The organism is Curtobacterium flaccumfaciens, assembly GCF_013359815.1.
GTDB lineage: Bacteria > Actinomycetota > Actinomycetes > Actinomycetales > Microbacteriaceae > Curtobacterium > Curtobacterium flaccumfaciens.
In genome coordinates, this window is sequence record NZ_JABMCF010000041.1 from 1 (window position 1) to 13,945 (window position 13,945).

The following is a 13,945-nucleotide window of genomic DNA, read 5'->3' on the forward strand; positions in this document are numbered from 1 at the left end:
CGGCGCGGGCGCGGGCGGCGCGGGCGCGGCGGGCTGACGTTTCGCGCTGGGCGACAGTTCTCGCCTTCCGGAGGCCGTGAGGTGTCGCTGAGCGCGAAACCTCGATGCTCGCCGCCGGCCTGCGCCGCGGGCGGTCGGCCGCGCGGCGCCGCTGGCCCGCGGCACGCTACGTCCGCAGGACCACGTCGGCCAGGGCGGCCGGGTCCTCGGCGGCGATGAAGGCCTGCTCCTGCGCGGCCCAGCGGTCCCACTCGCGCGCGAAGACCTCGCCGTCGCGGCCGATCGCCCGGTCCCAGCGCACGGCGTCGTCGGCCTCGAGCCACACCCGCAACGACGCCAGCGGTGCCGACGCCCGCGACAACGCCCCGCACCCCTCGACCACGATCGGCAGGTCGGGGTCCACCGACGCCCAGTCCGCGGCTGCATCGGCCGCCCAGTCCCAGCGCCGGTACCCGCTCGGTGCTCCGAGGACGTCCGTCACCACGGCGTCGGCAGCCGCACGCAGGCCGTCCCACCCGGGGTAGAGGTCGTCCAGATGCACGAGCTGCGCACCGAGCTGCTCCGCGACCTGTGCTCCGAGGGTGGTCTTGCCCGTGCCGGACCGGCCGTCGATGAGCACGACGGCGCGCCGGCCCGTGGCAGCGGCGACACCGGCAGCTGCAGCGGCCAGGCCGGGGGCGAGGTCACCGGCGGTGGTGCCCGTCGCACGGTCGCCGCCCGTCGCGCCGGCTGCGCGCTCCGCGTCAGGCACGCCACGTCCCCACGCTCACCGCGACCGCGATCGACACCGCGCCGATGCCGACCAGCGCCGCCACCATCGCCCACTCCGGCCCGGCGAACCGTGCGACCCGCGCCCAGGACCGCCGTCCGGGAGCACCGAACCCCCGTGACTCCATCGCCACCGCCAACGTCGTCGCACGCCGCAGCGCGAGCACGAGCAGCGCGAACGCCATCGTCGCCCCGCGGCGGAGCCGTCCGGAGTCGGCCAGTCCTCGCGCGCGTCGCGCCATCGCGAGCTGTCGCCAGTCGTCGACGAGCAAGGTCATCATCCGGACAGCGGCGAGCGCGCCGAGCACGAAGCGCGCGGGCAGCCGGAGCACCTGCGCGAGCCCGTCGGCCAGGTCGGTCGGGTCGACCCGCACGAAGAGCGCGATGGCTGGCACCCCCACCGCGAGGACCCGGAGCGCGGTCGCCAACGCGAGCGTGAGCGACCCGTCGGTGACGTGCGCGAACCCGAGGTCGAACCACTCCCGGCCCGAGGGCCTGCCGTACAGCGCGATGCTCACCGTCGTCAGCGGGACCGCGAGGAGCACCGGTGCGAGTCGGAGCAGCAGGGTCCGGACCGGCAGGCGCAGGAGCGGCAGCAGAGCGAGTTCGAGGGCCAGGGCGACGGCGGCGGAGACGACGTCGAGGCTGAGCACCAGGCAGACGCCGAGGGCGAGCACACCGATCAGCGAGGCGACCGGCTGGACGCCGGGGATGCCGGTCGCGCGGGCCGGCAGCGGTCGTCGCACGGGGTTCGTCGCGTCGGTTCCGTCCACCGCGTCCGCCGTGTCCGACCGGTCGGCCGTGCGGTCGTCCGTGTCGGTCCGGTCTGGAGGCCCGGGGCGGCTTCCGGCTGTCGGTCCCGTCTCCGGGGCGGTTGCGCCCGACGGTCCCTGGTCGCTCCGGACGGTCCGGGCGCCGTCCGGCCCGAGCACGACCTCGTCGGCGTCGAGTGCCCGGACGAGATCGCGATCGTGGGTGACCGCCACCACCGCGGTGCCGGCGTCGGCGAGGGCCCCGAGCCGACCGACGACGGCATGCCACGTGGCACGGTCCTGCCCGGAGGTCGGCTCGTCGAGCACGACGACCGGCGGCCGGGCCGCGATGACCGAGGCGATCGCGAGCCGTCGTTGTTCGCCCCCGGACAGCGTGAAGGGGTTGGCGTCGGCCAGGTGTGCGAGCCCGAACTCGTCGAGCAGCGCGGTGGCTCGTTCGGCGGCGTCCGGCGCGTCGAGTGCTCGGGGGCCGGCCTCGATCTCCTCGCGGACGGAGCGGGCGACGAACTGGTGCTCGGGGTCCTGGAACACCGTGCCGATCCGGGCGGCGAGTCCCCGGCTCGTCCAGGCGTGGGGCGCTGTGCCGATGCCGTCGGCGAGGGCGTCCGTGGCGCGGAGCTCACCGGCTGCCGGTGTGAGCAAGCCCGCGAGGGTCAGCCCGAGCGTCGACTTGCCGACGCCGTTCGGTCCGGTGACGGCGAGGACCTGCCCGGCCCGGAGCCCGAGGTCGATCCCGTTCCCGACCGGTTGCTTCGCCCGGGCCGTGCCGAGCCCCCGGGCTTCGAGCAGTACCGCCGTCCCCTGGTCACGCTCCCCCTCGCCGAGCTCCCCCGCGCCGGACTCCCCCTCGCCGAGCGGGCGGAATGCCGCGGTCGCTCCGCCGGACGCCCCGGGCATTTCGCCCGCTCGTCCGCGCGCACGCTGCCGCACCCGCGCCGAACCACGCCCCGGCTCGGCACCGGGCACCCAGACCCCGGCCGCCGTGAGCGCCTCGCCGTGGTCCGCCAGCACCCGGGCCGGCGGGCCGTCCGCGACCACGCCGCCGCCCGGTTCGAGCAGCACGAGCCGATCGACCAGGTCCAGCCAGGTGCCGATCCGGTGCTCCACCACGAGCAGCGTCGCCCCGGTCTCGTCGAGCAGTGCCCGGACGGCGTCGTGCACCTGCGCCACGCCGGCCGGGTCGAGGTTCGCGCAGGGTTCGTCAAGCACGAGCGCACCCGGCCGCATCGCGAGCACGCCCGCGAGCGCCAACCGCTGCCGCTGCCCACCGGACAGCTGCGCGGTGGAACGGTCGAGCGGCAGGTCGAGGCCGACGACGTCGAGCGCAGACCGCACCCGGTCCCAGGTCTCGTCGCGGGGGACGCCGGCGTTCTCGCAGCCGAAGGCCACGTCGTCGCCGACGCGGGACATCACCGTGTGTGCCTCGGGGTCCTGCATGACGAGACCGACACGCCCGCGGACCGCGCGGGGGTCGGCCTCGTCGACCAGGAGTGTCCCCTGTACCGAAGCAGCGGTGTCGTCCGAGGCGTCGGGCTCGTCGGGCAGCACGCCGGCGACCGCTCGCAGGAGCGTCGACTTGCCGGCACCGGACGGCCCGACGACGGCGACCCGCTCCCCCGGCGAGAAGGTCAGGTCGACGTCACGGACGGCCCAGGCGTCGCGCTCCGGGTACCGCCAGCTCCAGCCACGGAACACGATGCGCGCCCCGCGGACGCCGGCATCTGCGCCGGCGTCGCCGCCGGTGGAAGGGGACGTCGCCGACGGAGCGGGCACGGTCACACCAGGGCGCGGGGTTCGCGACGGCTGTGCTCGCGGCCGGCCGCGAAGGACGACAGCACCCCGGTGCGGGCGAGTGCCCGGACGATGAGCCACGAGCCCGCCCCCGCGATCACGGCACCGGAGATGACCGCGCAGATCACGTAGACGACCTTGAAGGCCACGTCGAGCCCCGGGTACCAGAGGACGGTGTCGTTGATGCCGAGTGCGAGTCCGGCTGCGGCACCGGCGAGCACGACGACCGGCAGGCGGTAGACGCGGTACAGGAACAGCGCGAGGACGATCTCCGCGCCGAGACCCTGGACGAGTCCGGCCTCGAGCGTGAGCCATCCCCACTGGGTGCCGAACAACGCCTCGACCGAGGCGGCGACCATCTCGCCGTAGAGCGCGGCGCCGGGCTTGCGGACGACGATCGCGACGATCGGTCCGGCGAGCAGCCAGACCCCGCCGAACAGGGCCTTCGTGCCGGGGAGCACGAGGTCCATGACGGCGCTGATGGGTTCGTAGCCGAACTCCCAGAGCCGGAAGACGACTCCGAGGGCCACCGCGAGGACACTCGCGACGACGATGTCGACGACCCGCCAACGCAGCGATCGCCGCGGAGCGGTGGTGACGGTTGTGGACGTGCCTGAAGGCATGCTGCTGACTCCTCCCTGCGCCGGCATGATCCGGATCAGGTTCGACGGTCGGAGCGCCGATCGCTCCCTCTCAGCCCGGCGGTCCCGGACTCCCGTGTGTGTGCCAGCAGTCTAGACGCGGTCGCGACCGCGTGACGGACTGGAGGCCCGTGGCGGCGTCGCCACGGGCCTCCCGTCCGTCAGGTGGTCACTTCTTGAGCGCGCGCACCAGCTTGCGGAGGACACGCCCGGCCACCCACACGAAGGGGATGCCGACGACGATCAGCGAGATCGGGTTCGGCTCGAACACGAGGTCCTTGCCCGGGCGGCGGACGTAGGCGCCGACGGGGGCCGACAGGCCGCCGCCACCGCCGCCACCGTTCTCGTCGTCTCCGCCGCCACCGAAGCCGAACCAGCTGACGGACACGGGGATGAGGGTCTGGTCGCCGACCTCGACGGGTTCTCCGTAGTTCGTGGAGACCCCGAGCGGGCGGACCTGGTCTGCGATCTTCGAGACGATGTTGGCCATGCGCGCGACGCTACTCGTCCGTTCCTCCACAGGCCGCGGGGCGCATCACGCATCCACAGCTGGGGCTTGTCTGCGGACGCGGACGAGCGCCGCCGATATGTTGGCCGCACCCACACCTGGAGGACCGTTTGCACACCTGGCCCGGAAACCCGTACCCGCTCGGGGCGACCTACGACGGGAGCGGCACGAACTTCGCGCTGTTCTCCGAGGTCGCCGAGCGCGTCGAACTCTGTCTGTTCGATTCCGACGGCAACGAAGAATGCGTCCGCCTGCTCGAGGTGGACGCCTACGTCTGGCACGCGTACCTCCCCAACATCGGCCCCGGGCAGGAGTACGGCTTCCGCGTGCACGGCCCGTACGACCCGGACTCCGGCGCGCGCTGCAACCCGTCGAAGCTCCTGCTCGACCCGTACGCCAAGGCGACGAGCGGCGAGATCGACTGGGACCAGTCGCTCTTCTCGTACACGTTCGGCGACCCGGACTCGACCAACGACGAGGACTCCGCGTCGCACATGATGAAGGGCGTCGTGATCAACCCCTTCTTCGACTGGCAGGGGGATCGCCCGCCGCGCACGCCCTACGGCGAGACCGTCATCTACGAAGCGCACGTCAAGGGGCTCACCGAGACCCACCCGGACGTGCCGGAAGAGCAGCGCGGCACCTACGCCGGCGTCGCCCACCCCGCGGTCATCGAGCACCTGCAGCGCCTCGGCATCACCACGCTCGAGCTCATGCCGGTGCACCAGTTCGTGAACGACTCGACCCTGCAGGACAAGGGGCTGTCGAACTACTGGGGCTACAACACCATCGGTTTCTTCGCGCCGCACTCGGCGTACTCGTCGTCGGGCGACCAGGGCCAGCAGGTCCAGGAGTTCAAGACGATGGTGCGCGAGCTGCACCGCGCCGGCATCGAGGTCGTCCTCGACGTCGTCTACAACCACACCGCCGAGGGCAACCACCTCGGCCCGACGCTGTCGTTCCGCGGCATCGACAACGCGGCCTACTACCGCCTGGTCGATGACGACAAGAAGTTCTACATGGACTACACGGGCACGGGGAACTCGCTCAACGTCGGGCATCCGCACTCGCTGCAGCTCATCCTCGACTCGCTCCGCTACTGGGTGACCGAGATGCACGTCGACGGGTTCCGCTTCGACCTCGCCTCGGCGCTGGCCCGCGAGTTCTACGAGGTCGACCGGCTGTCGGCCTTCTTCGAACTGGTGCAGCAGGACCCGATCGTGTCGCAGGTCAAGCTGATCGCCGAGCCGTGGGACGTCGGCCCCGGTGGCTACCAGGTCGGCAACTTCCCGCCCCAGTGGTCCGAGTGGAACGGCAAGTACCGCGACACCGTCCGTGACTTCTGGCGCGGCGAATCGTCGACGCTCGGCGAGTTCGCCTCCCGGATCTCCGGCTCGGCCGACCTGTACGAGCACGACGGCCGCACGCCCAAGGCGAGCATCAACTTCATCACCGCGCACGACGGCTTCACGCTGTACGACCTGGTGGCCTACAACGAGAAGCACAACGAGGCCAACGGCGAGGACAACAACGACGGCGAGAGCCACAACCGGTCGTGGAACTCCGGCGCCGAGGGCCCGACCGACGACGAGGCCGTGAACGCCCTGCGGCTGCAGCGTCGCCGGAACTTCCTGGCGACCCTGCTCCTGAGCCAGGGTGTGCCGATGATCGCGCACGGCGACGAGCTCGGCCGGTCGCAGTCCGGCAACAACAACGTCTACGCGCAGGACTCCGAGCTCAGCTGGATCGACTGGGACAGCGCGGACGAAGACCTCGTCCAGTTCACCGCCGACGTGGTGAAGCTGCGGCACGACCACCCCACGTTCCGCCGGACCCGGTACTTCAACGGCCGTCCCGTCCGTCGTGGCGAGGGCGAGCCGCTGCCCGACGTGGTCTGGCTGACCCCCTCGGGCGAAGCGATGGACCCCGAGGACTGGGACTCCGGCTTCGGCAAGAGCGTCGGCATGTACCTGAACGGCGAGGGCATCCGCGGACGCGACGCCCGCGGTGAGCGCGTCACCGACGTCGGCTTCATCACGTACTTCAACGCCCACGACGACGTCGTGACGTTCACGCTCCCGCCCGAGGAGTACTCCCCCGGCTGGACCGTCCGGATCGACACCGCCGACCCCGGCGCCCGCGACGAGGTGCTCGACGCGGGCACCCCGCTCGACGTCCCCGCCCGGTCGATGATCGTGCTGCGTGCCGAGCCCGACCACGAGGTCACGAGCACCCCGGTCGACGCCGAGCAGGACGGCGCCCCCGAACCGGACGCCCCGCAGGACGCCGTCACCCCGGTGAACCCGGCCGGTTCCACCGCACCGAGCGGAACCGCCCGATGACCGCCGGAACGCCCGGCGCCGCGAACCGCGTCCCCGCGTCGACGTACCGGCTGCAGGTCTCGGCCGACTTCGACCTCGACGCCGCACGCGACCTGGTCGACTACGTGCACGACCTCGGCGCCGACTGGCTGTACCTGTCGCCGGTGCTGCAGGCCGAGTCCGGGTCGAACCACGGCTACGACGTGGTCGACCACACGCGGGTCGACACCGACCGTGGTGGCGACCAGGCGATGCGGGCGTTGGCCGAGGCCGCGCACGCCGTCGGCCTCGGGGTCATCGTCGACGTGGTGCCGAACCACGTCGGCGTCGCGACCCCCGAGTCGAACCCGTGGTGGTGGTCCCTGCTCGAACTCGGGCAGGGCTCCCCCGTGGCGTGGGCCTTCGACGTCGACTGGGAAGCCGGCGACGGCAAGCTCCGCGTCCCCGTGCTCGACGACCGGCTGCTCGACGCGATCACGCTCGACACGTCCGACGCCGAGCGTCCGGTGCTCCGCGTCGGCGAGACCGCCTACCCCACCGCACCCGGAACGGTGCACGACGGCGACACCGTTGAGACCGTCCACGACCGCCAGCACTACGCGTTCGTGCACTGGAAGCGCGCCGACCACGACCTGAACTACCGCCGGTTCTTCGCGGTGAACACCCTCGCGGCGATCCGGGTCGAGGAGCCCGAGGTCTTCGCGGCCTCGCACGGGGTCATCGGCGGCTGGTTCCGCGACGGACTCGTCGACGGCCTGCGCATCGACCACCCGGACGGACTGTACGACCCGGCGGGCTACCTGCAGGACCTGGCGGAGCTGACCGGCGGGGCCTACACCCTCGTCGAGAAGATCCTCGAGCCCGGCGAGCAGCTGCCGAGCTCGTGGCCGGTCGACGGCACCACCGGGTACGACGCCCTCGGGGTGCTCGACCGCGTGTTCGTCGACCCCGCGGGCGAGCAGGCGCTGACCGCGGCGTCGGGCGCCGAACCGACCGACTGGCAGCAGCTCACGCACGACACCCGACGGGGCATCGCGGACGGCATCCTCGGCAGTGAGGTCGAGCGGCTCGCACGCCTGCTCGCGCCGAGCTCCGCGACGGAGACGATCACGCACGAGCGGATCGTCGACGCGGTCGCCGAGATCGTGGCCTCGTTCGACGTGTACCGCACGTACCTGCCCGAGGGCGCCCACCACCTCATCACCGCGCTCGAGCGCGCCGCCGAGGCCCGCCCGGACCTCGACGACGTCATCGACCGGATCGCACCGGCACTCGTCGACCCGACGAACGCCGCGGCGGTCCGACTGCAGCAGACCAGCGGCATGGTGATGGCGAAGGGCGTCGAGGACACGGCGTTCTACCGCACCTCGCGCCTGTCGTCCCTGAGCGAGGTCGGCGGCGACCCGAGCGTCTTCGCGGTCTCGGTGGCGGACTTCCACCAGGCACAGCGCGAACGGCTCGGCAGCTGGCCGCACACCATGACGACGCTCACCACCCACGACACCAAGCGCAGCGAGGACACCCGCGCCCGCATCGCCGTGCTGGCCGAGCTCGGCGACGAGTGGGCCGCCACGCTCGAGCGTCTGCAGTCGCTCGTGCCGTTGCAGGACCGCGTGTTCGCCGACCTGCTCTGGCAGGCGATCGTCGGCGCCCGGCCCGCCAGCCGTGAGCGTCTGCACGCCTACGCCGAGAAGGCCTCCCGCGAAGCCGGTGACAGCACCACCTGGACCGAGCCCGACGAGGCGTTCGAGCAGCAGATGCACGCGATCGTCGACGCCGCGTTCGACGACCCGGACGTGGTCGCCGTGCTCGACGCCCTCGACGAGCAGATCGACGCCGCGGGGTGGTCGAACGGTCTCGCCCAGAAGCTCGTCCAGCTCACCGCCCCGGGCGTCCCCGACGTCTACCAGGGCACCGAGTTCTGGGACCGCTCGCTCGTCGACCCCGACAACCGTCGTCCGGTCGACTACGCCGAGCGGCGTCACGTGCTCGCCGAGCTCGACGGCCCGGACGACGACGGCCCCGAGGACCTGCCGGCCATCGGCATCGACGGTGCCGCGAAGCTCCTGGTCACGACCCGCGCACTGCGCATCCGTCGGGACCACCCGGAGCTGTTCACCCGGTACCTGGAGCTCGAGGCCACCGGCAGCGCGGCCGACCACGTCATCGCGTTCGACCGCGGCGGTGCCGTGACGATCGCGACGCGTCTGCCGATCGGCCTCGACCGGGTCGGCGGCTGGGGCGACACGCTGGTGCACGCCGTCCCCGTCGAGCGCATCGACCTGCTCACCGGCCGACACGTCCCCGCCGACCGCGGGATCCCGCTGGCCGACCTGCTCACCACCTACCCGGTCGCGCTCCTCGTGCCCGCCGACGCGGTCGGTGCAGCCGGCCACGCCGACGCGGTGACCGCCGTGACCGACGCGAGCGGTGCCTCCCGGCCCGCCGCCGACCGCACGACGGACGCCACCGAGACCGACGCGCAGGCCGAGATCGACATCCTGGAGGGTCACGCATGACCGCACCCGACCGTTACGCCGTCTGGGCGCCCGAGCCGGACCGGGTCCGGCTCGTCGTCGACGACGTCGAGTACCCGCTCACCAAGGGCGACGACGACTGGTGGTCCACCGACGCCGTGATGCCGGTCGTCGGCGCACGCTACGGGTTCCGCATCGGCGACGACGACGCGGTCCGACCGGACCCGCGCAGCCGGTACCAGCCCGAGGGCGTGCACGGCCCGTCCGAGGTCGTCGACCCCGCACGGTTCGCGTGGACCGACGAGTCGTGGACCGGACGCCCGGCCCGCGGCGCCGTGATCTACGAGATGCACATCGGCACCTACACGCCCGAGGGCACGCTCGACGCCGCCGCCCAGAAGCTGGACCACCTGGTCGAGCTCGGGGTCGAGTTCGTCGAGCTGCTCCCCGTCAACGCCGTGAACGGCGAGTGGAACTGGGGCTACGACGGGGTCGGCTGGTTCTCCGTGCACGCCCCGTACGGCGGCCCGGACGCCTACGACCGGTTCGTCGACACGGCGCACGCGCTGGGGCTCGGGGTCATCCAGGACGTCGTCTACAACCACCTCGGACCGAGCGGCAACTACCTGCCGCTGTACGGCCCGTACCTGCTGGCCGGGCTCGGCAACACCTGGGGTGACTCGGTGAACGTCGAGCACCCCGAGGTCCGTCGGTACGTGCTCGACAACGTGCGCATGTGGTTCCGCGACCACCACGTCGACGGGCTGCGGCTCGACGCCGTGCACGCGATCCGCGACACCACCCGCCCGCACGTGCTGGCGTCGATGGCCGACGAGACCGACGCCTACTCGTCCTTCATCGGCCGTCCGCTGTCGCTCATCGCGGAGTCCGACCTCAACGACCCGGTGATGTTCCGGCCGCGCGAGGCCGCCGGGTACGGCCTCGCCGGGCAGTGGTCGGACGACTTCCACCACGCCGTGCACGTGGCGCTCACCGGCGAGACGAACGGCTACTACGCCGACTTCGCCCCGCTGTCGGCGCTGGCGAAGGTGCTCGAGGACGGCTTCTTCCACGACGGCACCTGGTCGTCGTTCCGCGGCAAGCGGCATGGCCGGCCGATCGACCGCGGGACCTCCCCCGCGACGGCCCTGGTCGTCGCGAACCAGAACCACGACCAGATCGGCAACCGCGCCGCCGGCGACCGGCTCGCCGCGACGCTCGACGACGAGGGGCTCGTGATCGCCGCGGCCCTGACGCTGCTCGGGCCGTTCACGCCGATGCTGTTCATGGGCGAGGAGTTCGCGGCCTCGACGCCGTGGCAGTTCTTCACCTCGCACCCGGAGCCCGAGCTCGGCAAGGCCACCGCAGAAGGGCGCATCGCGGAGTTCGCCGAGCACGGGTGGGACGAGTCAGCGGTGCCGGACCCGCAGGACCCGACGACGTTCACCAACTCCAAGCTCGACTGGGCCGACGTCAGCTCGGAGCGCGGCGCGGCGATCCTGCGTGCCTACCGGGTGCTCATCGCCCTGCGGCGCACCGACCAGGCGTTCGTCGACCACCGCTACGAGGCGAACGCCGTCCGCTTCAGCGAGGACCGCCGCTGGCTCGTGCTCACGCGCGGGCTGCTCGGTCCCGACGTGGCGCCGGTGCACGTCGTGGTGAACTTCGCCGACGACGCAGCCGAGGTCCCGGTGCCCGACGCCGTGGGCGAGGAGCTCTACGGCTTCGGCGCGACCGAGGTCGATGCCGGCGTCGTCCGGTTCCGCGGCCGCGGCGTGGTCGTGCTGCGCTAACCGACCGCGGGCTGCGCGAGCCACCCGCTGGCAGCACACACGAACGGCGACGAACCCCTGGGTCCGTCGCCATTCGTGTGTGCAGACGTTCGTGTGTCCCCGGCGTCAGCCCGCGTGGTCGGCGACCGCGTGCGCGTTCTTCCGCACGGACGGCAGCTTGCGGTGGTCCTTCACCAGGGAGCGGGTCTCGCGGATCCGGCGGTCGATGCCCCACTTCGTCACGAGCGCCAGGCTCTCGCGCACGATGTTGCCGCTCATCTTCGAGACGCCGAACTCCCGCTCGGTGAACGTGATCGGGGTCTCCACGACCCGCAGACCCGCCTCGAGGGCACGCCAGCACAGGTCCACCTGGAAGCAGTACCCCTTCGACGCGACCCCGGCGAGGTCGATCCGCTCGAACGCCCGCGAGGTGAACACCCGGAACCCGCCGGTCGCATCGCGCACCGCGATGCCCAGGGCGAGCCGGGTGTACAGGTTGCCCCCGCGGGAGAGCAGGAGGCGGTACCAGGGCCAGTTCTCGACCTTGCCGCCCTTGACCCACCGGGAGCCGAGCACCAGGTCGTTCGAGTCGGCGAGCTCGAGCATCCAGGGCAGGTACTCGGGGTGGTGGGAGCCGTCGGCGTCCATCTCGACGAGCTTGGCGTAGCCGTGTTCCAGGCCCCACGCGAAGCCGGACAGGTACGCGCCGCCCAGGCCGTCCTTGACGGTGCGGTGCATGACGTGCACCCGACCGGTCTCGCGGGCGATGGCGTCCGCGATGTCGCCGGTGCCGTCGGGTGAGTTGTCGTCGACGACGAGCACGTGCACGGAGTCGTCGGTCGCGGCCAACGTGCGCTCGACGATCGGCCGGACGTTCTCGGCTTCGTCGTAGGTCGGGATGATGACCAGGGTCTCGCTCATGGTGCTCCTCGTGCTCGCAGTCGAATGTATCGCTGGCTTGGTGGGTCAATCCGACGAGAGGTCTGCGAACACGATCAGATTGTCCGTGTAGTGCCCGGTGGCGGTGTCGAACGTGCCGTCGCAGGTGATGAGTCGGAGTTGCGGGGTGGGGGTGGGGCCGTAGACGTCGCTCGTCGGGAACGCCGACTTGGCGGCGCGTTCGGAACGGTCGACGGTGAAGGTGCGGGTGGTGCCGTCGGACATCCGGACGTGGACCTCGTCGCCGGCGACCAGTTCGTCGAGCCGGAAGAACACCGCGGCGCTCGTCGGGCTGTCGACGTGACCGGCGATGACGGCGGGGCCGACCTCGCCGGGGACGATCCCGTCGCTGAACCAGCCCGCGCTGTCCCAGTCGACGGGCGGGTCGAGTTCTCCGGCAGCACCGCGGTGCAGGTCCTCGAGCGAGGACCGCACGCCGATGGCCGGGATCGACACGCTGACCGGGGTGGCCGTCGAGCGGGCCTCGGGCGCGGCCGGGTCCTGGAACCCGTCGGTGCCGGAGCCCGAGGACGAAGAAGAGGACGAGGACGAGGACGACGACGACTGCGACGGAGACGACGAAGACTGCGGCGGGGACGACGCGCCACCGCCGACGGTCGACGCGACCGCCACCCCGGCCACGCCCCCGACCACCACGACGGCGGCGACCACGGCACCGATCACCACGCCTCGGCGCCGGACGGCCGAGACGCGCCCGGCGCTCCGACGGCCGCTCACGAGCCGCCTCCCACGTCGCTGGCGCATCCCCCGAGCACGTCGGAGGTCAGCATGGTCGAACCGATGGCCAACCAGGCGTCTCCGTAGTAGGTCGGTGTGGTCGCCGCCGTGCGGTCGGCCCGCTCGAGGTCGGCGGCAGCCGCACGGGAGGAACCGGCGGCCTGCTCGGCCGCGGCCCGCGCGGTGTAGGCCAGCGCGTTCGTGTCCTGCGTCACCGGGGTGCCACCGAGGTCGAGCTGCGAGGCGAGGCGCGGCGTCCGTCCGAGCGTGGGCGCGAGCGCCGCCGCGAGCTCCCGGTCGGGCGCCGAACACGCCTCGGCGTACCGGAGCGGCGTCCGCATCGCGTCGTAGCCGTAGAGCACGCGCCCGTCGCCACCGGCGGCCGGCATCGGGTCCACCGATCCGTCGGCGTGCACCTGGGACCAGTCGCTGGGCAGATCGGAGGCATCCAGCACGGCGGCCGTCACGGCGCGGGAACCCCGGTTCAGCGCGTTCCAGCGGTCGTCCCCGGTGGCGTCCGCCAGCACCGAGAAGGCCGCGGGCGAGGCGTACGACGTGTTGTAGCTGTAGGGCTCCCGATCCGCCCACGGTCCGGGCAGCAGGATCGTGCCGAGGTCCGTCCGGGCCGTCTCGTGCTGGAGGATCGCCGCCGCGATGCGCTTGCCCGCGGCGGTGTACCGGTCGTCGTCCCAGGCCTTCCCCGCGAGCACGAGCGCACGAGCGGCGTCGAGGTCGGCGTCGCTCGCGGACTGCTCATCGGCGACGCCCTCGTCGGACGTCCACCGCCACGCCAGCAGGTCGTCGCCCGTGAGCAGGTGGTCCTTCGTCCACTCCCAGATCGCGTCGAAGCGCGCACGGTCGTCGTTCGCGTAGGCGATGAGCAAGCCGTACGCCTGCCCCTCGCTGACGGTGTCACCGCCCTGGTCGGTGCGGACGACGCGACCGCCCTCGACGTAGCGGTCCAGGAACGCCGACCGCAGCTGCTGCGGTGAGCGCGCCCCGTCGGGCGCGGTGGTCGAGGTCGGGGTCGCCGTGCCGCGATCGGCGGTCGTGGTGCTCGACGACCAGGGACGGACGGCGACGATCGCGACGACGACGGCGACGAGGACCGCCGCCACAGCGGCGACCGGTATCCAGGTCCTGCGGGTCATGCTGGCCTGCCTCTCCGGGGATGGTGGGGGGTCGAAGGGGAGGCGCGGATCACGTGGGCCGTTCAG

The 13,945-nt window shown here is 72.5% G+C and carries 10 protein-coding genes and 1 riboswitch; of the genes, 3 read left to right on the plus strand and 7 right to left on the minus strand.

Features of this window, described 5'->3' with window-relative positions; genetic code table 11:
* Positions 1-166 precede the first annotated feature (166 nt).
* The 4 genes from HP445_RS16960 to HP445_RS16975 all read right to left on the minus strand — a co-directional run bounded on the left by HP445_RS16960 (position 167) and on the right by HP445_RS16975 (position 4,463).
* A complete protein-coding gene (locus tag HP445_RS16960; protein ID WP_241660460.1) occupies positions 167-751 on the minus strand; it encodes a nucleoside/nucleotide kinase family protein in 585 nt (194 codons plus the stop codon).
* A complete protein-coding gene (locus HP445_RS16965; RefSeq protein ID WP_217500033.1) occupies positions 744-3,314 on the minus strand; it encodes an ATP-binding cassette domain-containing protein in 2,571 nt (856 codons plus the stop codon). Before HP445_RS16965 ends, HP445_RS16960 begins: the two co-directional genes overlap by 8 nt.
* A 2-nt stretch (positions 3,315-3,316) precedes the next feature.
* Positions 3,317-3,955 (minus strand): ECF transporter S component, encoded by a 639-nt coding sequence (locus HP445_RS16970; protein WP_027464637.1) that lies wholly within the window; start codon positions 3,953-3,955, stop codon positions 3,317-3,319.
* Positions 3,950-4,061: riboswitch (TPP riboswitch) on the minus strand. Its footprint overlaps the gene before it by 6 nt.
* A gap of 81 nt (positions 4,062-4,142) precedes the next feature.
* Positions 4,143-4,463: a hypothetical protein gene (locus HP445_RS16975; protein WP_027464636.1), complete on the minus strand. Its 321-nt coding sequence runs from the start codon at positions 4,461-4,463 to the stop codon at positions 4,143-4,145.
* Between the two features lie 128 nt (positions 4,464-4,591).
* Here HP445_RS16975 and glgX point away from each other — a divergent pair, with 128 nt between their 5' ends.
* The 3 genes from glgX to treZ are packed head-to-tail and all read left to right on the plus strand — an operon-like array spanning position 4,592 to position 11,072.
* Positions 4,592-6,823, plus strand: a complete 2,232-nt coding sequence (gene glgX, locus HP445_RS16980; protein ID WP_128781260.1) for a glycogen debranching protein GlgX — start codon at positions 4,592-4,594, stop codon at positions 6,821-6,823.
* Positions 6,820-9,321 (plus strand): malto-oligosyltrehalose synthase, encoded by a 2,502-nt coding sequence (gene treY, locus HP445_RS16985; RefSeq protein ID WP_128781259.1) that lies wholly within the window; start codon positions 6,820-6,822, stop codon positions 9,319-9,321. Before glgX ends, treY begins: the two co-directional genes overlap by 4 nt.
* Entirely contained in the window at positions 9,318-11,072 is a 1,755-nt protein-coding gene (treZ, locus tag HP445_RS16990) for a malto-oligosyltrehalose trehalohydrolase (RefSeq protein WP_111034036.1), read from the plus strand. The genes treY and treZ overlap by 4 nt, the downstream gene beginning before the upstream one ends.
* Positions 11,073-11,177: 105 nt before the next feature.
* On the opposite strand, the gene HP445_RS16995 is transcribed toward treZ, so the two are convergent.
* Genes HP445_RS16995 through HP445_RS17005 form a run of 3 tightly spaced genes read right to left on the minus strand, consistent with a single transcriptional unit; the run spans position 11,178 to position 13,879 of the window.
* Entirely contained in the window at positions 11,178-11,972 is a 795-nt protein-coding gene (locus tag HP445_RS16995) for a polyprenol monophosphomannose synthase (protein WP_111040190.1), read from the minus strand.
* A gap of 45 nt (positions 11,973-12,017) precedes the next feature.
* Positions 12,018-12,728, minus strand: a complete 711-nt coding sequence (locus tag HP445_RS17000) for a class F sortase (RefSeq protein WP_164941238.1) — start codon at positions 12,726-12,728, stop codon at positions 12,018-12,020.
* Positions 12,725-13,879 (minus strand): family 8 glycosyl hydrolase, encoded by a 1,155-nt coding sequence (locus HP445_RS17005; protein ID WP_128781257.1) that lies wholly within the window; start codon positions 13,877-13,879, stop codon positions 12,725-12,727. Before HP445_RS17005 ends, HP445_RS17000 begins: the two co-directional genes overlap by 4 nt.
* Between the last annotated feature and the right edge of the window lie 66 nt (positions 13,880-13,945).